20 protein-coding genes are annotated in these 19,615 nt (G+C 60.5%); 12 read left to right on the top strand and 8 right to left on the bottom strand.

Going from position 1 to position 19,615, the window contains the following annotated elements; translation table 11 throughout:
• The first annotated feature begins 200 nt into the window (after window positions 1-200).
• The 6 genes from AC245Y_RS10305 (at window position 201) to AC245Y_RS10280 (ending at window position 6,030) form a co-directional block, all read left to right on the top strand.
• A complete protein-coding gene (locus tag AC245Y_RS10305; RefSeq protein WP_017994072.1) occupies window positions 201-2,066 on the top strand; it encodes a calcium-binding protein in 1,866 nt (621 codons plus the stop codon).
• A 130-nt stretch (window positions 2,067-2,196) separates the two neighbouring features.
• Window positions 2,197-2,499, top strand: a complete 303-nt coding sequence (locus tag AC245Y_RS10300) for a hypothetical protein (RefSeq protein ID WP_017994071.1) — start codon at window positions 2,197-2,199, stop codon at window positions 2,497-2,499.
• 41 nt (window positions 2,500-2,540) lie between these two features.
• Complete coding sequence (locus AC245Y_RS10295) at window positions 2,541-3,047, top strand: winged helix-turn-helix transcriptional regulator (RefSeq protein WP_017994070.1); 507 nt, start codon at window positions 2,541-2,543, stop codon at window positions 3,045-3,047.
• Window positions 3,048-3,060: 13 nt separating this feature from the next.
• Window positions 3,061-4,326, top strand: a complete 1,266-nt coding sequence (gene fabF, locus AC245Y_RS10290) for a beta-ketoacyl-ACP synthase II (protein WP_017994069.1) — start codon at window positions 3,061-3,063, stop codon at window positions 4,324-4,326.
• A gap of 80 nt (window positions 4,327-4,406) precedes the next feature.
• On the top strand, window positions 4,407-4,835 hold the full coding sequence (locus AC245Y_RS10285; protein WP_017994068.1) for a DUF4864 domain-containing protein: 429 nt from the start codon (window positions 4,407-4,409) through the stop codon (window positions 4,833-4,835).
• Between the two features lie 109 nt (window positions 4,836-4,944).
• Entirely contained in the window at window positions 4,945-6,030 is a 1,086-nt protein-coding gene (locus tag AC245Y_RS10280) for an acyltransferase family protein (protein ID WP_017994067.1), read from the top strand.
• A 2-nt stretch (window positions 6,031-6,032) separates the two neighbouring features.
• On the opposite strand, the gene tgt is transcribed toward AC245Y_RS10280, so the two are convergent.
• The 5 genes from tgt to coaD form a co-directional block, all read right to left on the bottom strand.
• Entirely contained in the window at window positions 6,033-7,163 is a 1,131-nt protein-coding gene (gene tgt, locus AC245Y_RS10275) for a tRNA guanosine(34) transglycosylase Tgt (protein WP_017994066.1), read from the bottom strand.
• Complete coding sequence (gene queA, locus AC245Y_RS10270; protein WP_017994065.1) at window positions 7,160-8,245, bottom strand: tRNA preQ1(34) S-adenosylmethionine ribosyltransferase-isomerase QueA; 1,086 nt, start codon at window positions 8,243-8,245, stop codon at window positions 7,160-7,162. The genes tgt and queA overlap by 4 nt, the downstream gene beginning before the upstream one ends.
• Before the next feature lie 74 nt (window positions 8,246-8,319).
• On the bottom strand, window positions 8,320-8,829 hold the full coding sequence (locus tag AC245Y_RS10265; protein WP_003559389.1) for a peptidylprolyl isomerase: 510 nt from the start codon (window positions 8,827-8,829) through the stop codon (window positions 8,320-8,322).
• Window positions 8,830-8,858: 29 nt separating this feature from the next.
• Window positions 8,859-9,431 (bottom strand): peptidylprolyl isomerase, encoded by a 573-nt coding sequence (locus AC245Y_RS10260; protein WP_012757447.1) that lies wholly within the window; start codon window positions 9,429-9,431, stop codon window positions 8,859-8,861.
• A 42-nt stretch (window positions 9,432-9,473) separates the two neighbouring features.
• Window positions 9,474-9,968 (bottom strand): pantetheine-phosphate adenylyltransferase, encoded by a 495-nt coding sequence (gene coaD / locus AC245Y_RS10255; RefSeq protein ID WP_017994064.1) that lies wholly within the window; start codon window positions 9,966-9,968, stop codon window positions 9,474-9,476.
• Window positions 9,969-10,105: 137 nt separating this feature from the next.
• Between coaD and AC245Y_RS10250 the strand changes: the two genes are divergently transcribed.
• The 3 genes from AC245Y_RS10250 (at window position 10,106) to AC245Y_RS10240 (ending at window position 10,843) form a co-directional block, all read left to right on the top strand.
• Window positions 10,106-10,393, top strand: a complete 288-nt coding sequence (locus AC245Y_RS10250) for a hypothetical protein (RefSeq protein ID WP_017994063.1) — start codon at window positions 10,106-10,108, stop codon at window positions 10,391-10,393.
• 123 nt (window positions 10,394-10,516) lie between these two features.
• On the top strand, window positions 10,517-10,672 hold the full coding sequence (locus AC245Y_RS10245) for a hypothetical protein (protein WP_003539654.1): 156 nt from the start codon (window positions 10,517-10,519) through the stop codon (window positions 10,670-10,672).
• Window positions 10,673-10,708: 36 nt separating this feature from the next.
• Window positions 10,709-10,843 (top strand): hypothetical protein, encoded by a 135-nt coding sequence (locus AC245Y_RS10240; protein ID WP_260298902.1) that lies wholly within the window; start codon window positions 10,709-10,711, stop codon window positions 10,841-10,843.
• 165 nt (window positions 10,844-11,008) lie between these two features.
• Here the strand turns inward: AC245Y_RS10240 and gyrA are convergent, their stop codons facing one another.
• Window positions 11,009-13,846, bottom strand: coding sequence for a DNA gyrase subunit A (gyrA, locus tag AC245Y_RS10235; RefSeq protein ID WP_017994062.1), 2,838 nt, complete (start codon window positions 13,844-13,846; stop codon window positions 11,009-11,011).
• 236 nt (window positions 13,847-14,082) lie between these two features.
• On the opposite strand from gyrA, the gene AC245Y_RS10230 reads away from it, so the two are divergent.
• Complete coding sequence (locus tag AC245Y_RS10230; protein WP_012757442.1) at window positions 14,083-14,730, top strand: MarC family protein; 648 nt, start codon at window positions 14,083-14,085, stop codon at window positions 14,728-14,730.
• Between the two features lie 22 nt (window positions 14,731-14,752).
• On the opposite strand, the gene AC245Y_RS10225 is transcribed toward AC245Y_RS10230, so the two are convergent.
• Window positions 14,753-15,118 (bottom strand): hypothetical protein, encoded by a 366-nt coding sequence (locus AC245Y_RS10225; protein ID WP_017994061.1) that lies wholly within the window; start codon window positions 15,116-15,118, stop codon window positions 14,753-14,755.
• A gap of 308 nt (window positions 15,119-15,426) precedes the next feature.
• Window positions 15,427-15,936, bottom strand: a complete 510-nt coding sequence (locus AC245Y_RS10220) for a single-stranded DNA-binding protein (RefSeq protein ID WP_012757440.1) — start codon at window positions 15,934-15,936, stop codon at window positions 15,427-15,429.
• Window positions 15,937-16,218: 282 nt separating this feature from the next.
• Between AC245Y_RS10220 and uvrA the strand changes: the two genes are divergently transcribed.
• Window positions 16,219-19,140 carry an excinuclease ABC subunit UvrA gene (uvrA, locus tag AC245Y_RS10215; protein WP_012757439.1) on the top strand — a complete coding sequence of 974 codons (2,922 nt, stop codon included), beginning with the start codon at window positions 16,219-16,221 and terminating at the stop codon, window positions 19,138-19,140.
• Window positions 19,137-19,598: a GNAT family N-acetyltransferase gene (locus AC245Y_RS10210; RefSeq protein ID WP_012757438.1), complete on the top strand. Its 462-nt coding sequence runs from the start codon at window positions 19,137-19,139 to the stop codon at window positions 19,596-19,598. The genes uvrA and AC245Y_RS10210 overlap by 4 nt, the downstream gene beginning before the upstream one ends.
• The last annotated feature ends 17 nt before the right edge of the window (window positions 19,599-19,615 follow it).

Here is a 19,615-nt window from a genome sequence, read left to right as displayed (position 1 = left end):
CGCGCATGATCAGCCGGCCGAACGAAAAAATGCAAGCGCAGATTTCATAATAAATACAATCCGAAACGGGCCACATTCGGAACAATATATCATGGTTAACGAGGCCGCGCCGCACGACCCTCCTCGTGTAAATCGAATTGGCATCAGAAATGGGGATAAAGTCCCATCGCCGATTCCCTCGTAAACTGGGAGAAAAATCTATGGCTCAAGCCGTTAGAATAAACGATATTATTCGTTCCTTTGGAATTGATACGCACATCGACTACACGGATGGAAAATATTCCAACGTCGGAGAAGTTGTTAAAGCACTCAACTATCTTGGCCTTGATACAGTTCGCGATCACGCCCCCAACTCCGCTTCCGATCCCAACGGCCAAACGCATCTCGGCGATGCTGCCGAGGCCGGCGTGCAATTCGTCTTCAGCGCCCAGCGGGAAGTCGACCCCGCCACTGTCGCCCAGCGGCTGCATTCCTTCGTGCAGGCCCATCTAGGATCGGTCGTCGGTATCGAAGGTCCGAACGAAGTCAACAACTGGCCAGTCAGCTATCACGGCCTGAGCGGCCAGGCCGCAGCAGTCGCCTATCAGAAGGACCTGTCTGCCGACGTCAACGCCGATCCCTTGCTGAAAAATATCCCCGTTCTCGGCTTTACCGGATATACCGTGGCTTCCGCCTCCGACTACACGACGATCCACACCTATGCGAAGGATGGCGACCAGCCATATTCATGGCTCTCCCGAGAATCCGGCGTGCAGCGCGCTGCCGATCCGGGCAAGCCGCTGGCGATCACCGAAACCGGCTACCACACCTCGCTGACCGCCGACACCAATGGCGGCTGGGAAGGCGTCAGTGAAGCGACGCAGGCAAAGCTCCTGCTCAATACGCTGATGGACGGCGCCGCACTCGGATCAAAACAGACGTTCATCTACGAGCTGCTGGACGCCTATTCCGATCCGCAGGGCACCAATCAGGAAAAGCATTTCGGCCTTTTTCATCTCGACTATTCGGCCAAGCCGGCTGCGACGGCGATCCACAATCTGACCGAAATCCTTGCGGATGACGGCGCCGCGAAGGCAAGCTTCAGCGCGGGGACCCTCATGCATTCGATCGACGGCCTGCCGTCCTCGGCCCGGAGCCTGCTGACGGAAAAATCGGACGGAAGCTACCAGATCATCGTCTGGAACGAGCCCGATATCTGGAGCCAGTCCTCCGACACGGCTATTCAGGCGACGACAACAGCCGTCAAAGTCAATCTCGGGGCCTCGTTTGGCTCTGTTAAGGTCTTCGACCCGGTGACCGGAACGACGGCGGTCAAAAGCCTCAGCAACGTGTCGTCGCTGACGCTCGATGTCGTCGACCATCCCTTGATCATCGAGGTAGCAGGCACCGGCGCCAGCACACCGCCGCCGGCCACCAACCATCTCTATGGCGGCACCGGCAACGACACTTTCACCGTGACCAATGCAAATCAAATCGTCGACGAAAGCCGGGGCGGCGGAACAGATACCGTCAAGGCTTCGATCTCCTTCAGCCTGGCCGATCAGAAGCATACGGTCGGAACGATCGAAAACCTCACTTTGACCGGGACGGCCAATCTTAGCGCGACGGGCAACAATACGGCCAACATTCTCACCGGCAACGACGGAAACAATTCCCTCAACGGCGGGAAAGGAAACGACCGATTGATCGGCGGGCTCGGAAACGACAAGCTGATCGGCAAGGCTGGTGCTGACGTTCTGACCGGCGGCAGCGGAGGCGATTCCTTCGTCTTCGATGTGAAGCCCGACAATACCAGCGTCGACAAGATCCGGGATTTTTCCTCCGCGGCCGGCGACAAGCTGATGCTCGATCATTCGATTTTCGCCGAGCTTAGCCTATCCGGATTTTCGGATGAGAATTTCGTTTTGGGAAGGAAAGCGCTCGAGGCTGATGACAAGCTAATCTACGATCAGGCGAGCGGCATTCTATCCTATGATGCGGATGGAAGCGCAGCGGGCGTGGCCATCCATGTCGCGGATCTCGATAATTCCGCAGCACTTCACTTCAAAGACTTCATGCTTATCTGACCCCGTCGCCCGTCGCCTTTCAGGCAGCGGGCCGACAGGGTGACGTGCGGTCGCATCTCCGCCTCTTGCCGGAGCCTGCATCCTGGCCACATTCTCCGTTGATGCCACTCGTGCCGCAACGGAGAAGCCTTTGCCCTGGATCGCCTATATCGTCCATTTCATCGCCGCAGCATTTCTGACCAACGGCGTCCCACATTTCGTCGCCGGGGTCAGCGGCCGGCGCTTCCGCGTCCCCTTCGCGCCAGGCCCAAAGCTCGGCTCGCCGACGGCGAATGTCGTCTGGGGCTGGGCGAATTTCCTCGTCGCCTTCCTGCTCTTTGCCAATGTCGGGCCGCTCTATATCGGCACGCCGGGTGACACGATCTTCGTGGCAGTCGGCATGCTCGTCACCGGCATCCTGCTTGCCCGGATTTTCGAGGGCGACAACAGATAGTAACTTGCATAATGATAGTCACTGCTGTAGTGACATCAGCCATGCAACGGACGAGCTTCAGCGATTTCAAATGCCCGGCGGCGCGCGCGCTCGACAGCGTTGGCGACTGGTGGAGCATGCTGATCCTGCGCGACGCCTTCCAGGGGCTTTCGCGCTTCGACGAATTCCAGAAAAGCCTCGGCGTGGCGCCGAACATCCTGACGCGGCGGCTCAAACATCTGACGGAAAAGGGGCTGTTCGAACGGCGGCTCTACCATCAGCGCCCTGCCCGCTACGAATATCTGCTGACGGACAAGGGCCGTGACTTCTTTCCTGTGCTGATGACGCTGTTTTCCTGGGGAAGCCGGCACATCCCGGAAAAGGATCTCGCCTTCCTCCTGGGCGATGCCGCTTCCGGTAAAGAGCGCCAGACGGTGCTGGTCGATGCGCAAACCGGCGAACAACTGACACCCGAAAACACCAGCCTGCTTGCAGGCCCCGCCGCCGATGACGAGGTGCACGAGCGGATCGCCCGCATGCGCGCCTGGTATCTCGGCATCGACGCATAGAAAGGAAAAGGAAATGGATCGCATCGTTGTCACCGGCATGGGACTTGTCTCGCCACTCGGCACCGGCGTCGAACCTGCCTGGAAGCGCCTTCTCGACGGCGTTTCCGGGCTGAGGGTGCTGGCGGAGGATATCGTGGGCGAGCTCTCGGCCAAGGTTGGCGGCATCGTTCCCGGTATCGAGGAAGATGATGAGGCCGGTTTTGATCCTGACCGTTACATCACGCCGAAGGACCAGAAGAAGATGGACCGCTTCATCCACTTCGCCATGGCGGCGACGGAGGAAGCGGTAAAACAGGCCGGCTGGATGCCGACCGACGAAGGCGAGCGCGAGCGCACGGCAACGATCATCGCGTCGGGCGTCGGCGGCTTTCCGGCGATCGCCGAGGCGGTGCGGATCGGCGAAACGCGTGGCGTGCGGCGACTGTCGCCTTTCACTGTGCCCTCTTTTCTCGTCAACCTTGCCGCTGGCCAGGTCAGCATCCGTTACGGCTTCAAGGGGCCGCTGGGTGCTCCGGTGACGGCCTGTGCGGCCAGCGTCCAGGCGATCGGCGATGCGGCACGGCTGATCCGCTCCGGTGAAGCGGATGTGGCGATCTGCGGCGGTGCCGAGGCATGCATCGACAAGGTGAGCCTCGGCGGCTTTGCCGCTGCCCGTGCCCTTTCCACCGGCTTCAACGAGACGCCGGAGCTGGCGTCACGGCCCTTCGACACGGCCCGCGACGGTTTCGTCATGGGTGAAGGCGCAGGCATCCTGGTCATCGAGACGCTGGAGCACGCGCTTGCCCGCGGTGCGACGCCGCTCGCCGAACTCGTCGGCTACGGCACGGCGGCGGACGCCTACCACATGACCTCGGGCCCCGAAGACGGCGACGGCGCCCGCCGGGCGATGGAGGCAGCACTCAGGCAGGCGAAGATCCCGGCTTCGGAGGTCAGGCATCTGAACGCACATGCAACCTCGACACCGGTCGGTGACAGAGGCGAGATCGCGGCGATCGGCACGGTCTTCGGCCGCAATGGCGGCATTGCCGTCAGCGCAACGAAATCGGCGACCGGCCACCTGCTTGGAGCGGCCGGCGGGCTGGAAGCGATCTTCACTATCCTGGCGCTGCGCGACCAGATCGCGCCGCCGACCCGCAACCTCGATGAGGCTGATTCGGCCGCCGACGGCATCGATATCGTCGGCAAGACGGCGCGGCCAGTCGTGATGGACTATGCGATCACCAACGGTTTCGGCTTCGGCGGGGTGAATGCCAGTGCCCTGTTCCGCCGCTGGTCGTAAAGTCCGCTTTCCTTGCGCTAGAAATCGCTTACACTTCTACTCTATCGGAGGTCGTTCCCCGATAGAGCCGGAGATCCCCCATGCGCGCCTTCTTCGCAGTTCTCATCCTGTGTGCCGCGTCCGCCCTCTCCCCCATATCGGCCCGCGCCGAAGATCCGATCGACACGACGCGGACGATGATCGAGGAACAGATCAAGGCCTTCCTCAAGGACGATGCCGAGACCGCCTATTCCTTCGCCGCCCCCGGCATCCGGGCACTGTATCCCGACAAGAACCTGTTCTTCGCCATGGTGAAAAAGAGCTACGAGCCGGTCTATCACCCCGGCAATTACGCCTTCGGACGCAGCCGCTCGATCGACAATGGCGCGCTGATCTATCACGAGGTGCTGATCTCAGGCCGCGACGGCAAGGATTGGACGGCGATCTACCAGATCATCCGCCAACCGGACGGCGGCTACAGGATCAACGGCGTGCAGATCATGCCCGATGCGGACAGCAAGGGCATCTGACGCGCTGTTCCCACTCTTCGGTGGAAACTCAACCGACCGCACGGTTTCGTTGCAATAACAATTTCGAAATCCTCCTGGAGTAACAAAGTGCCAACGGAGGGTTGTTGCGGTGAACGCTGGCAAGCAATTTTTTACAGCTCTTGAGGCGTTGCGAGGAATTGCGGCTATCATGGTCATGTTCCTCCACACGGGTGGTACTCTGGGTCCGATCCCGGCGAATATCAGTTACCTTGCCGTTGACTTCTTCTTTCTGTTGAGCGGCGTCGTTCTTACAAATTCATATGAGAAGCGACTGATAACAGGGCAGATTTCGCCCGCCGGGCTTCTCCTACAGCGTATCATTCGGCTTTATCCTCTTTATCTTCTTTCGCTTCCGATTGGCCTTTTCAGCTATGCACTTAAAAACGGGTTGGACTACTCCACCCTGGCGGACCTTCTGCTGAGGGCAATCCTGTTCATTCCAAGCGCAAGCCAGGAAGGTATCTTTCCCTTCAACGGGCCTAGCTGGTCACTCTTCTTCGAGCTCTGGGCCGGAGTGCTGTTCTCCATGCTTCTGATACGACTGTCATTCAGAAGCTTGCTCGCCATCGCCCTGGCGGCGGCCGGCATCACCATCTATGGGGCATTGGTCGGAGGTAATTTCGATATTGGTCCCGAGGCGGGCGATTTCAGATTTGGCTTTTCAAGAGTGCTGTTCTCGTTCTCGCTCGGAATCTGCCTTTACAGGTTATATGAGGTCCAGAAACCGAATACAGCCAATAACGGCAACGTTATAGGCCTTTTTCTCTGTGCTTGTCTGATCTTCATAACCAACATACCAGCCCGCATATTCTTCGGTTTCCCGTATTTTGATTTTTTAATATGCCTCGTGGTCTTCCCGGCCATTGTCTGGCTTGCGATGCGCACGAGACAGACCGGCCTGGTCGAGCTGGTATTCCGTTGGCTCGGGAGGCTTTCCTATCCGATTTATATCCTGCATAGCCCCATCTTCAGTCTGCTGCAGTCACTGCGGCAAAAGGGCTTTGACCTTCCTGCTTCTCCGGCAGCCGGTATGGTCGTCGTAGTCGGAATTTTCATTGTGGCTGGCATCGCCGCTATTCACTTCGACGAGCCAGTGCGCAAAAAACTTAAAATGATGGTTGCGCCAAACCCGGCGTCCGCAGTTCCTGCGGTAAGCAACGCGGGGGCGGAATAGACTTACACTGGTTCGAGATCGCCCCTCGCCCATTCCTCCTGCGTTTCCGCCATGAAATCGGCGAATCGGCCTTCGGCGATCGCTTTGCGGATGCCCTGCATCAGTTCCTGATAATAGGCGAGGTTGTTCCAGGAGAGGAGCATGCCACCAAGCGCTTCGTTGGAGCGGACGAGATGGTGCAGGTAGGCACGCGAATAATCGCGCGAGGCCGGGCAGTTCGACTGTTCGTCGAGCGGGCGCATATCCTCGGCATGGCGGGCATTGCGGATATTGACCTTGCCGCGGCGGGTAAAAGCCAGACCGTGACGACCGGAACGGGTCGGCATGACGCAGTCAAACATGTCGATGCCGCGCGCGACCGATTTCAGGATATCGTCAGGCGTGCCGACGCCCATGAGGTAACGCGGCTTTTCCAGAGGAAGGACCGGCAGCGTCGTTTCCAGCATCTGCAGCATAACGTCCTGCGGCTCACCAACGGCAAGGCCGCCGATCGCATATCCTTTGAGGTCGAGCTGGCTCAACGCCTCGGCCGAGCGGATGCGCAGTGCCGGGATATCGCCGCCCTGGACGATGCCGAACATCGCCTTGCCGGGCTGCTCGCCGAAGGCGACCCTGCAGCGCTCGGCCCAGCGCAGCGACATTTCCATGGCCCGCTCGATCTCCTTCGGCTCTGCCGGCAGCGCCACGCATTCGTCGAGCTGCATCTGGATGTCGGAACCGAGCAGCCCCTGGATTTCGATGGAGCGTTCCGGCGACATATGGTGCAGGCTGCCGTCGACATGCGACTTGAACGTAACGCCCTGTTCGTCGAGCTTACGCAGGCCGGACAGCGACATCACCTGGAAGCCGCCGGAATCGGTCAGGATCGGGTGCTCCCAGCGAATGAGCTTATGCAGGCCGCCAAGGCGGGCGACACGCTCGGCCGTCGGGCGCAGCATCAGGTGATAGGTATTGCCGAGGATGATGTCGGCGCCGGTCTCGCGCACCTGGTCGAGATACATCGCCTTGACCGTGCCGACGGTACCAACAGGCATGAAGGCCGGCGTGCGGATCTCGCCGCGCGGCATGGAAATCTGGCCGAGGCGGGCGCCGGCATCGGTCATCTTCAGGGTGAATTTGAAGTTGTCTGTCATTTGTCTTTCCGGAAAAGAAGGCTCGCGTCGCCGTAAGAGTAGAAGCGGTAGCCCGTCGAAATGGCGTGTTTATAAGCCGCGTGCATGGTCTCGAAGCCGGCAAAGGCCGCGACCAGCATGAACAGCGTCGAGCGAGGCAGATGAAAATTGGTCATCAGCATGTCAACCGCCTTGAAGCGGTAACCGGGCGTGATGAAGATGCCGGTAGCGCCGGCCCAGGGCATGATCTCTCCGCCTTCATAGGCCGCGCTCTCGACGAGCCGTAACGAGGTCGTGCCGACACAGACGATGCGCCCGCCTCTTTCCCGCACGGCATTCAGCCGGGCAGCGATCTCGGCGCTGACATAGCCGCTTTCGAGATGCATCTTGTGATCGTCGGTATCGTCGGCCTTGACCGGCAGGAAGGTGCCGGCACCGACATGCAGCGTGACGAAATGGCGTTCGATGCCGGCCTTGTCGAGCGCTTCGAACAGCGCAGGCGTGAAATGCAGGCCGGCGGTGGGGGCGGCAACGGCGCCCTCCTCGCGAGCATAGATCGTCTGGTAATCGGCGCGGTCGCGCTCATCCTCGGGGCGCTTGGCGGCGATATAGGGTGGCAGCGGGATATGGCCGACGGCGGCGATCGCCTCGTCGAGCGCCGGGCCCGAGAGATCAAACAGTAGCGTCACCTCGCCGGCCTCGCCCTTTTCCTCGACGGTGGCATCGAGCGAACCGAGGAAACAGCTTTCGCCGGAATGGCCGAAGGAGATGCGGTCGCCCTGTTTGATCCGCTTGCCCGGCTTGGCAAAGGCCTTCCAGCGGTTGGGGCCGGTGCGCATGTGCAGTGTGGCAGACACCTGCTGGCCGCCGGCGCCGTCGCGATGGCGGATGCCCTCGAGTTGGGCGGGAATGACCTTGGTATCGTTGAAGACCAGCGCATCGCCAGCCCGCAGGAAGGAGGTGAGATCGCCGACGCGATGATCCGACAGGTGGCTTTCCGCATTCGGATCAACGGCGAGCAGGCGCGCGCTGTCGCGCGGCTCGGCAGGCCTCAACGCGATGCGTTCATCCGGCAGATCGAAATCGAAAAGGTCTACGCGCATCGGGGCACTTTCAGGCAAAGCGAAACCCGCCCCGCGCAGCTATGCGCAAAGGCGGGTTTCAGCAGAAATCACAATCAGACGTCGGCGGCAACCCGCATGGAGACGATCGAGTCCGGATCGGAAACCGGCTCGCCGCGCTTGATCTTGTCGACGTTGTCCATGCCTTCGATGACCTGGCCCCAGACGGAATACTGCTTGTTCAGCCAGGGCGCGTCGGTGAAGCAGATGAAGAACTGCGAATTGGCCGAGTTCGGGTTCTGCGAACGGGCCATCGAGCAGGTGCCGCGCGTATGCGTGGTCGCGGAGAATTCGGCCTTCAGATCCGGCTTCGAAGAGCCACCCATGCCGGCGCGGCCGGGATTGAAGGTTTCCGAGCCCTTCTTGCCGAATTCGACATCGCCCGTCTGGGCCATGAAATCCTGGATGACGCGGTGGAAGACGACGCCGTCATAGGCCTTCTCGCGAGCGAGTTCCTTGATGCGGGCGACATGTTCCGGGGCGACCTGCGGCAAAAGCTGAATGACAACCTTGCCCTTGGTGGTTTCCAGAATGACGGTGTTTTCGGGATCCTTGATTTCGGCCATTTGCCTTCTCCTCTTGTTTCTCTCGTAACTTACTTCTTGCCCAGGGTGACCTTGATCATCCGGTCTGGGCTTTTGACTTCGCCGTTCTGGCCTTCACCCTTCTTGATCTTGTCGACGTTCTCCATGCCGGAAACAACCTTGCCGACGACGGTGTACTGACCGTTCAGGAAGGAGCCTTCGGCGAACATGATGAAGAACTGCGAATTGGCGGAATTCGGATCCTGCGAGCGGGCCATGCCGACCGTGCCGCGCACGAACGGGGTCTTGGAGAATTCAGCCGGGATATCAGGCATATCCGACGAGCCGGTGCCGGCGAGGCTCGCATCGAAGCCCTTTTCCATGTTGCCGTATTTGACGTCGCCGGTCTGAGCCATGAAGCCGTCAATGACGCGGTGGAAGGCGACGTTGTCATATTCGCCCTTCTTGGCCAGTGCTTCAATCTGGGCGACATGCTTCGGCGCCACCTCAGGCATGAGCTGGATGACGACTGGGCCGTTCTTCAGCTGGATGGTGAGATAATGATCGGCCGACTGGGCAAAAGCATCCCCCGCGAAGGAGGCGAGATACAACACGCCGGCAAATGCGAGATAAAAGAGTTTCATATGAGCTCCATTGCGGCGGGTTCCGCCTGGTCTTTGCGCTTGCTAGTTTGGGCGCTTGGATGTGAGGGCTTGCAAGACGGCGGCCGGCACGAAAGCGCTGACATCGCCGCCCATGGCGGCGATCTGGCGGACCAATGTGGCGGTAATGGGCCGCGAGGCAGTGCCCGCCGGCAAAAAGATGGTCTGAATATCGGGCGCCATCGTCCGGTTCATGCCGGCCATCTGCATTTCGTAATCGAGATCGGTGCCGTCGCGAAGACCGCGGATCAACAGCGTGGCGCCATGGGTGCGAGCGGCATCGACGACAAGATTGTCGAAGGCGACGACGGTTATGTCGCCGGCCTTGCCGGGCAGCGCTTGCGCCAGAGAACGGCGGATCAGCTCGGCTCTCTCTTCGAAGGAGAAGAGCGGCGCCTTGCCGGGATGGATGCCGATCCCGACGATCACCTTTTCGGCGACGTTCAGCGCCTGGACCAGAACATCCACATGTCCATTGGTGATCGGGTCGAAGGACCCAGGATAGAAAGCTGTCGTCATGTGGCCCGACCGTTGGTTTGACGCCTTTTGTCACGGATGCTGCCTTGCCGCAAGTGATTTGGCCACCTCCGGCCAGAGCGCCGCGCGTCTTTTCGGACACGTAAAAGGACGTTATGCGCCGGGCGGTTAAACGACGGATGAATGGCCCGTTCAAGACCGTTTCAGACAGGATCTGTTTAACTCCGATCATCAAAGCAGCCGATGCCATTCCGGCATCCGGCGCTCCCCGAAAGACCAGATCCATGCTGATCGTGCTTGTTGCACTTGCCGTCGTTTCCTCCCTCGCCGCCGAGATGGCCTATGGCTATTTCGCCGATCGATACGAGATGAGCTGGGTGCGGCCGGAGCTTGCCGAGCACGCGGCGATCGTGCGCATCCAGGGTCGGCTGCGCGAAAAACGAGCTGCGAATCTGAATGCCAGATGAACGAGACATTCAAGGTCGCTTCAGATCGGCATTGGTAAACACCCGATCAACATCCGGCGGAACCATTTACAGACGGATGCGTTCATTCAACCGATACATTAGAGCGGCGCGGAAGGATTAAAAATGCCCGGCAAGATTACGATGATTAACGTGCTCTGGATGGTAATGGTCACGGGCATGCTGACCGCAACTGTCGCTCTCTATGATCAGAAGGTTGATACGTCCAAGGTTTATGGACCCTATGCTTCGGCCCGGACGGCCGTGCTGGGCCAGTACTGAGGGGCGAGAACGCAACTCCCCAGGAAAGGAATGCCTATGTTCACGATCTTGACAATGCTCACCGCCCTTATCAGCGTCATGTTCATCGTGTCTGTGGCCTCGACGATTTCAGCGCTCCGGCGCGAAGGCGAAGAGGTGAAGGCTCTGAATGAAAAACATAGAGCATTCTGACATTCCTCTCTTACTGCCCTCTCCCACCCTTGAGCGGCACCCTTCCGTCGCCAAGGCCATTCAAAGCCGGATGCCACCCAGCGTCCGGCTTTTTCTTTGGGCGTGTCCCGAACCATCTCCGATTTGAAAAGAAAAGGGCGGCTCGAAGCCGCCCCGTTCATTTGATCATTCCTCGGCAGGCCCGGCCGGATCGCCATCGGCAATCGGCGCCTCGTCGCCGCCACCTTCGTCGGCAGCACCTTCTTCAGTAGCAGGTGAGCCTTCGGCGACCTCGACAGCCTCTTCCGTCTCGTCCTCCTCCGGCTCGCTGATGCGCTCGACCGAGACGACCTTCTCGTCCTTGGCCGTCGAGAAGATGGTGACGCCCTTGGTGGCGCGGCTGGCGATGCGGATGCCGCCGACCGGCACGCGGATCAGCTGACCGCCATCGGAGACCAGCATGATCTGGTCGCCATCATCGATCGGAAAAGCCGCGACCAGCTCGCCGATCTCGGCTGTTTTCGAGGTGTCGGTAGCGCGGATGCCCTTGCCGCCGCGGCCGGAAATGCGGAAGTCGTAGGACGACGAACGCTTGCCGAAGCCCTTTTCGGAGACGGTGAGCACGAACTGTTCGCGTGCTCTCAGCTCGTCATAGCGGTCGTCGGAGAGCTGTCCCTCCTCGATGACCTCTTCACCGACCAGCGCAATATCCTCTTCATCCACGCCCGTCGCCCGGCGTTCGGTGGCGGAACGCTTGAGATAGGCAGCACGCTCCCACGGCTCGGCATCGACATGACCAACGATCGTCATGGAAATGATGCGGTCGCTATCGCCGAGATTGATGCCACGCACGCCGATCGAGTTGCGGCCGGCAAAGACCCGGACGTCGTCGACGGAGAAGCGGATGCACTGGCCGAGCGCCGTCGTGAGCAGCACGTCGTCATTTTCCGTGCAGGTCTCGACGGAGAGGATTTCGTCGCCCTCCTCCTCCAGCTTCATGGCGATCTTGCCATTGCGGTTGACCTGGACGAAATCCGACAGCTTGTTGCGGCGAACCGTGCCGCGCGTGGTCGAGAACATGACGTCGAGATTGTCCCAGCTCGTCTCGTCTTCGGGCAATGGCAGGATCGTGGTGATGCGCTCGCCGGGTGCAAGCGGCAGCATGTTGATCAGCGCCTTGCCGCGTGAGGTCGGCGTGCCGATCGGCAGGCGCCAGACCTTCTCCTTGTAGACGATACCGCGCGAGGAGAAGAACAGAACCGGCGTATGAGTGTTGACGACGAATAGCCGGCTAACGAAATCTGCGTCGCGGGTGGTCATGCCAGAGCGGCCCTTGCCGCCTCGGCGCTGGGCGCGGTAGGTGGTCAGTGGCACGCGCTTGATATAACCGAGATGCGAGACGGTGACGACCATGTCTTCACGCGCGATCAGGTCCTCGTCGTCCATTTCGAGACCGCCATCGACGATCTCGGTGCGGCGCGGCGTGCCGAACTCGTCGCGGACGGCGAGAAGTTCGTCCTTGACGATGGTCTGGATGCGGACGCGCGAGGAGAGGATATCGAGATAATCCTTGATTTCCTCGCCGATCTTGTTGAGTTCGTCGCCGATTTCGTCGCGGCCAAGCGCGGTCAGGCGGGCAAGGCGCAATTCGAGGATGGCGCGGGCCTGCTCTTCGGAGAGGTTGTAAGTCAGATCCTCGTTGATGCGATGGCGCGGATCGTCGATCAGACGGATCAGGCTTTCGACATCTTCCGCCGGCCAGCGGCGGGTCATCAGTTCTTCGCGAGCCGACTGCGGATCGGGCGCCTGGCGGATGACGCGGATGACCTCGTCGATATTGGCGACGGCGATGGCGAGACCAACCAACACATGGGCGCGATCACGCGCCTTGCGCAGCAGGAATTTCGTTCTCCGGCTAACGACTTCCTCGCGGAACGAGACGAAAGCGCGCAGCATGTCGAGCAGCGTCAGCTGTTCGGGCTTGCCGCCGTTCAGCGCCACCATGTTGCAGCCGAAGGACGTCTGCAGCGGCGTATAACGATAGAGCTGGTTGAGGATAACATCGGCGTTGGCATCGCGCTTCAGCTCGACGACAACGCGATACCCCTGGCGGTCGGATTCGTCGCGCAGATCGGAAATGCCTTCGATGCGCTTGTCGCGCACCAGCTCGGCCATCTTCTCGATCATCGTCGCCTTGTTCACCTGGTAAGGAATCTCGGTGATGATGATCTGCTCGCGGTCACCGCGCATCGGCTCGATGGCGGCGACACCGCGCATGATGACGGAGCCGCGGCCGGTCTCATAAGCCGAGCGGATGCCGGCACGGCCGAGGATCTTCGCGCCCGTCGGGAAATCGGGACCGGGAATGATCTGGATCAGTTCCGGCAGCTCGATTGCCGGATCGTCGATCAGCGCGATGCAGCCGTCGATGACTTCGGAGAGATTGTGCGGCGGGATGTTGGTCGCCATGCCGACTGCGATGCCGCCGGCGCCGTTGACGAGCAGGTTCGGGAACTTGGCGGGCACCACGACCGGCTCGGAAAGCGTGCCGTCGTAGTTGTCGCGGAAATCGACGGTTTCCTTGTCGAGATCGTCGAGCAGCGAGTGGGCAGCCTTTTCGAGGCGGCATTCGGTATAACGTTCGGCCGCCGGCGGATCACCATCGACCGAACCGAAATTGCCCTGACCGTCGATCAGCGGCAGACGCAGCGACCAGGGCTGCGCCATGCGGGCGAGCGCATCATAGATCGCGGAATTGCCGTGCGGATGGAATTTACCCATCACGTCACCGGTGACGCGGGCGCATTTGACGTATTTCTTGTTCCAGTCGATGCCGAGTTCGGACATGCCGTAGAGGATGCGCCGGTGCACGGGCTTCAGGCCGTCGCGCACGTCGGGCAGCGCGCGGCTGACGATGACGCTCATGGCGTAATCGAGATACGACCGCTGCATTTCCTCCATGATGGAGATGGGCTCGATGCCTGGCGGGAGCTTCCCGCCGCCGGGGGGTGTTTGCTCAGTCAAAACAGATCACGATCTCTTCTAGAATCACTTGAAGATTTATAGCGGAAAGCCTGTTGCCGCGCCAATTTCACAGCGCGTTTTGAACAGGCTTTTGCGGCTTAAAGAGGGTAAAACATGCAAGTTGCGCGGCCGGACCGGACAAATCCGCCGCGGGCCGCCGCGGGATATTTGCCAAATCGGAATCCCCGCTTCACAATCATAAAAACCACGCACCCATATGGGGTTCCGGAGAGCCGATGGCAAGCGCCGACCAATTGATCAACGCCTTCACGACGCTGCTCGTCACCATCGATCCACCGGGGCTTGCGCCGATCTTTCTGGGCCTGACGACGGGCATGAGCCGAACCGAGCGCAAGCAGGTGGCGCTGCGCGGCTCGGTCATCGCCTTCATCATCCTTGCCGTCTTCGCGCTTTTCGGCGCGGGCGTGCTCGGGGTGCTCGGGATTTCGATCGGCGCCTTCCGCATCGCCGGCGGGCTGCTGCTGTTCTGGATCGCATTCGAGATGGTGTTCGAGAGGCGGCAGGAGCGCAAGGAGAAGGCGACCGAGGCGGCGATCACCAAGGATCATATCGAGAATATCGCCGTCTTCCCACTCGCCTTGCCGCTGATCGCCGGCCCGGGCGCGATCTCGGCGACGATCCTGCTTGCCGGCACGCTCGCCACCTCGATCGGGAAAGCGCAGCTGATCGGCGTCATTGCCGCCAATCTGCTCCTGACCTTCGTCATGCTGCTCATCGCCGAAAGGCTGGACCGTTTTCTCGGCGTCACCGGCCGGGCGATCCTGACGCGACTCCTCGGCGTCATCCTCGCCGCGCTTGCCGCACAATTCGTCGTCGACGGGGCAAAGTCGGCGTTCAATCTCATCAGCGCGACGCCGCACTGAAAAACCTTGAGCGCCTTTCAATCTAAACTGCGAGAAGTGCGAACGCCTCATTCGGCGTTTCAGGAACCTGCTCCATAGTCAAAGCGCGCACGATAGCTCTCGTCAACTCGCGAAAAATATCTATCGACGAACCTATGTCCGAATGTGCCATTCGATCAAAGGAGAGAATTCCAAAACTAGGTAATGCAGCCTCACCAAGATCCTCTATCCCCTTGAACAGGCCCGGCATGTATTCCGCGGCAAATCCGGTAAGCACTTTGTGGTGACTTGGAGCAAGTGATAGGGACCACCTCTCTCCCTTGGTACGTTCAATCGGGACATTCACCTGCAGACCTTGCGTTTTAGTGGACTTATCCAGGGTAACTGACAGCAGACCATGTACAGTCATGCCTCCAACCGGCCGAGCTATTTCCGCAGCCACGTTCGTCCGATGAGGAGTGCCTTCTCCGCTGGCGAAAACTTTACTCTCCCACAGACGGCATCGAGTTGAATCCATCGACGGCGGTGACTCGTCCAACCAAAGTCGGAGGCGCGTACCGGAAGCTCTATTAAAGATGTGGCAGCTCATTCAGAATTCCCCAAATTCCGGCCGATGTGGTCTGAATCATCTGCCGCGAAATCAAAGAAAAAGAGCATGACGCCATCCAAGGCATCATGCTCTCTCACGTCTCTCACCAAGCCAGGAAAGGCTATCGATCAGAACGGAATATCGTCGTCGAGATCCCGCGAGAAGTTGCCGCCGCCGCCGCCGCCGCGGCTCGGCGATGAAGCGGGAGCCGGGGCGCCGTAATCGTCGCCATAATCGTTGCCGCCGGCGCCACTGCCACGGCCGCCGCTCGCGCCGCCGCCTTCACCGCGGCCGTCGAGCATCGTCAGTGTCGAACCGAAACCCTGCAGCACCACTTCCGTGCTGTAGCGATCCTGGCCCTGCTGGTCCTGCCATTTGCGGGTCTGCAGCTGGCCTTCGATATAGAGCTTGGCGCCCTTTTTCACATATTGCTCGACGACCTTGCAGAGGCCCTCGTTGAAGACGACGACAGTGTGCCATTCGGTCTTCTCACGGCGCTCGCCGGAATTGCGATCGCGCCACGTCTCCGAGGTCGCGATACGAAGATTGGCGATCGGCCGGCCATCCTGAGTGCGGCGGATTTCGGGGTCCGCACCGACGTTTCCAATCAGAATTACCTTATTCACACTACCAGCCATGCTTCTCACCCTGCCTGCCGCCCTGCCCGGCGGCGTTTAATCGATCGGCGCACCTTAAACCATCACGGACCGCCGATGCGCATGGGCGGCATTTAATCCACATCTTTATCCATCAGAAAGCCGCATGCATCCATCAGGAATTTTGTTCTTTCTTTGTTCTAATTTATCCGTATGATCCTGTCAACAGAATCGAAAACCTTGACCGTAGTGGACATTCAGCCTCGACTCGCCCGTTGGCATCACTAAATAAGGGCTGTCATCCAGAAAACCAAAGCAGAGACGATGAGCGAACTGAAGACGATCTCCATCCGCGGCGCGCGCGAGCATAATCTGAAGAGCATCGATCTCGATCTGCCGCGTAACAAGCTGATCGTCATGACCGGGCTTTCGGGTTCCGGCAAATCCTCGCTCGCCTTCGACACGATCTATGCCGAGGGCCAGCGGCGTTATGTCGAGAGCCTGTCGGCCTATGCCCGGCAGTTCCTCGAAATGATGCAGAAGCCCGACGTCGACCAGATCGACGGGCTGTCGCCGGCGATCTCGATCGAGCAGAAGACCACGTCGCGCAATCCCCGCTCGACGGTCGGCACCGTCACCGAGATCTACGACTACATGCGCCTGCTCTTTGCCCGCGTCGGCGTTCCATATTCGCCGGCGACCGGCCTACCGATCGAGAGCCAGACCGTCAGCCAGATGGTCGACCGCATTCTCGATTTCGGCGAGGGCACCCGTCTTTATATTCTTGCGCCGCTCGTGCGCGGGCGCAAAGGCGAATACAAAAAAGAACTGGCCGAGCTGATGAAGAAGGGCTTCCAGCGCGTCAAGGTCGACGGCCAGTTCTATGAGATCGCTGAAGCGCCGGTGCTCGACAAGAAATATAAGCACGATATCGACGTGGTGGTCGACCGCATCGTCGTGCGCTCGGATGTCTCGGCGCGGCTGGCCGACAGTCTGGAGACTTGCCTGAAACTCGCCGACGGGCTGGCGGTCGCCGAATTCGCCGACAAGCCGCTGCCGCTGGAAGAGACGTCGGCCGGCGGCTCGGCCAACAAGTCGCTGAACGAGACACATGAGCGCGTGCTGTTTTCGGAAAAATTCGCTTGCCCGGTCTCCGGCTTCACCATTCCCGAGATCGAACCCAGGCTGTTCTCCTTCAACAACCCGTTCGGCGCCTGCCCGACCTGTGACGGCCTCGGCGCCCAGCAGAAGATCGATCCGGATCTGATCGTGCCCGAGCCCGAGCGGACGCTGCGCGACGGGGCGATCGCGCCCTGGGCCAAGTCGACCTCGCCCTACTACAATCAGACGCTGGAAGCGCTCGGCAAACATTACGGCTTCAAGCTCGGCACCCGCTGGAACGATCTCACCGACGAGGCCAAAGACGTCATCCTCAACGGAACCAACGACAAGATCGAATTCCACTACGCCGACGGCGCCCGCTCCTATACGACGCAGAAGAATTTCGAGGGCATCATCACCAATCTCGAGCGCCGCTGGAAGGAGACCGACTCCGCTTGGGCGCGCGAAGATATCGAACGCTTCATGTCGGCGGCCCCCTGCCCTTCCTGCAACGGCTTCCGCCTGAAGCCGGAGGCCTTGGCGGTGAAGATCGACACGCTGCATATCGGCGAAGTGACTGGTATGTCGATCCGTGTTGCCCGCGATTGGTTCGAGACGCTGCCGGCAAGCTTCAACGCCAAGCAGAACGAGATTGCCGTGCGCATCCTCAAGGAAATCCGCGACCGGCTGCGCTTCCTCAATGATGTCGGCCTGGAATATCTCAGCCTGTCGCGCAATTCCGGCACGCTGTCGGGCGGCGAAAGCCAGCGCATCCGGCTTGCCTCGCAGATCGGCTCCGGGCTGACGGGCGTGCTCTATGTGCTCGACGAGCCGTCGATCGGCTTGCATCAGCGTGACAATGCCCGGCTGCTCGACACGCTGAAGCACCTGCGCGACATCGGCAACACCGTCATTGTCGTGGAACATGACGAGGATGCGATCATGACGGCCGACGACGTGGTCGATATCGGCCCGGCGGCCGGCATTCACGGCGGTCAGGTCATTGCCCATGGTACGCCGCAGGACATCATGGACAGTCCGAACTCGCTGACCGGTAAATATCTCTCCGGCGAACTTGGCGTTCCCGTTCCCGACGAGCGCCGCAAGCCGAAGAAGGGCCGCGAGATCAAGGTGGTCGGGGCGCGCGGCAACAATCTGAAGAATGTCACGGCGTCGATCCCGCTCGGCGTGTTCACGGCGGTGACCGGCGTTTCCGGCGGCGGCAAATCCACCTTCCTGATCGAGACGCTTTATAAATCGGCGGCACGCCGCGTCATGGGCGCACGTGAAAACCCGGCCGATCACGATCGCATCGACGGCTTCGAGCATATCGACAAGGTGATCGACATCGACCAGTCGCCGATCGGCCGTACGCCGCGCTCGAACCCGGCGACCTATACCGGCGCCTTCACGCCGATCCGCGACTGGTTCGCCGGCCTGCCGGAGGCAAAGGCGCGCGGCTACCAGCCGGGCCGCTTCTCGTTCAACGTCAAAGGCGGACGCTGCGAGGCCTGCCAGGGCGACGGCGTCATCAAGATCGAGATGCACTTCCTGCCCGATGTCTACGTCACTTGCGATGTCTGCCACGGCAAGCGCTATAACAGAGAGACGCTCGATGTCACCTTCAAGCAGAAGTCGATCGCCGAGGTGCTCGACATGACGGTGGAAGAAGGCGTCGATTTCTTTGCGGCGGTGCCTGCGGTGCGCGACAAGCTGCAATCGCTGAAGGATGTCGGCCTCGGTTATATCAAGGTCGGCCAGCAGGCGAATACGCTCTCGGGCGGCGAAGCGCAGCGCGTCAAGCTCGCCAAGGAACTGTCGAAGCGCTCGACGGGGCGCACGCTCTATATTCTCGATGAACCGACGACCGGCCTGCATTTCCACGACGTCGCCAAGCTGCTCGAAATGCTGCACGAACTGGTCAACCAGGGCAATTCGGTGGTGGTGATCGAGCACAATCTCGAAGTCATCAAGACGGCCGACTGGGTGCTCGATTTCGGCCCCGAAGGCGGCGACGGCGGCGGCGAGATCGTCGCGACCGGCACGCCGGAAGCGATCGTCAAGGAAAAGCGGTCCTATACCGGGCAATTCCTGAAGGAATTGCTGGAGCGGCGGCCAGCGAAGAAGGCGGTTGCGGCGGAATGACGATGAGGACGGCGTCGCCCGATGATCTGGAAACGATCGCGACGCTGACAGCAGCCGCCTATCGGCCCTATAGCGAGCTGTTCGGCGCTCCGCCGATGCCGGTGACGGAGGATTACGCGCCGCGGATCGAACGCGGCGAGGTCTGGCTCTGCGAGATCGACGGGCAGACGGCCGGCCTGGTGGTCGTCGAGCAACATTCCGATCACCTCATGCTGTTCAGCATCGCGGTCTCGCCGGCCTTTCAGGGCGCCGGGCATGGACTGGCAATGCTGCGCTGGCTGGAAGGCAAGGCGCGGGCATGGGCCTTGCCGGAGATCCGGCTCTACACCAATGCGCGGATGGAGCGGAACATCGCGCTCTATAGCGCCTTCGGGTTTCAGGAAACGGGTCGCCGGCCGAACCCTTATCGGCCAGGATGGACGCTCGTCGACATGACGAAAGAGATCAATGCGGCCTGAGCGGCTGCGAATGGGGA

The organism is Rhizobium sp. SRDI943, from assembly GCF_057653695.1.
Note: the sequence above shows the minus strand (reverse complement) of the source record. Positions and strands in the feature narration are given on the sequence as shown.

Bases quoted from the DNA above. Each gene is read 5' to 3' on its own strand.
- AC245Y_RS10230 (WP_012757442.1), top strand. From the start codon at position 14,083: ATGGCAAGCGCCGACCAATTGATCAACGCCTTCACGACGCTGCTCGTC.
- fabF (WP_017994069.1), top strand. From the start codon at position 3,061: ATGGATCGCATCGTTGTCACCGGCATGGGACTTGTCTCGCCACTCGGC.
- AC245Y_RS10305 (WP_017994072.1), top strand. From the start codon at position 201: ATGGCTCAAGCCGTTAGAATAAACGATATTATTCGTTCCTTTGGAATT.
- AC245Y_RS10245 (WP_003539654.1), top strand. From the start codon at position 10,517: ATGCCCGGCAAGATTACGATGATTAACGTGCTCTGGATGGTAATGGTC.
- AC245Y_RS10225 (WP_017994061.1), bottom strand. From the start codon at position 15,118: ATGACTGTACATGGTCTGCTGTCAGTTACCCTGGATAAGTCCACTAAA.
- coaD (WP_017994064.1), bottom strand. From the start codon at position 9,968: ATGACGACAGCTTTCTATCCTGGGTCCTTCGACCCGATCACCAATGGA.
- uvrA (WP_012757439.1), top strand. From the start codon at position 16,219: ATGAGCGAACTGAAGACGATCTCCATCCGCGGCGCGCGCGAGCATAAT.
- AC245Y_RS10220 (WP_012757440.1), bottom strand. From the start codon at position 15,936: ATGGCTGGTAGTGTGAATAAGGTAATTCTGATTGGAAACGTCGGTGCG.
- AC245Y_RS10210 (WP_012757438.1), top strand. From the start codon at position 19,137: ATGACGATGAGGACGGCGTCGCCCGATGATCTGGAAACGATCGCGACG.
- queA (WP_017994065.1), bottom strand. From the start codon at position 8,245: ATGCGCGTAGACCTTTTCGATTTCGATCTGCCGGATGAACGCATCGCG.
- AC245Y_RS10240 (WP_260298902.1), top strand. From the start codon at position 10,709: ATGTTCACGATCTTGACAATGCTCACCGCCCTTATCAGCGTCATGTTC.
- AC245Y_RS10285 (WP_017994068.1), top strand. From the start codon at position 4,407: ATGCGCGCCTTCTTCGCAGTTCTCATCCTGTGTGCCGCGTCCGCCCTC.
- AC245Y_RS10295 (WP_017994070.1), top strand. From the start codon at position 2,541: ATGCAACGGACGAGCTTCAGCGATTTCAAATGCCCGGCGGCGCGCGCG.
- tgt (WP_017994066.1), bottom strand. From the start codon at position 7,163: ATGACAGACAACTTCAAATTCACCCTGAAGATGACCGATGCCGGCGCC.
- AC245Y_RS10260 (WP_012757447.1), bottom strand. From the start codon at position 9,431: ATGAAACTCTTTTATCTCGCATTTGCCGGCGTGTTGTATCTCGCCTCC.
- AC245Y_RS10265 (WP_003559389.1), bottom strand. From the start codon at position 8,829: ATGGCCGAAATCAAGGATCCCGAAAACACCGTCATTCTGGAAACCACC.
- AC245Y_RS10250 (WP_017994063.1), top strand. From the start codon at position 10,106: ATGAATGGCCCGTTCAAGACCGTTTCAGACAGGATCTGTTTAACTCCG.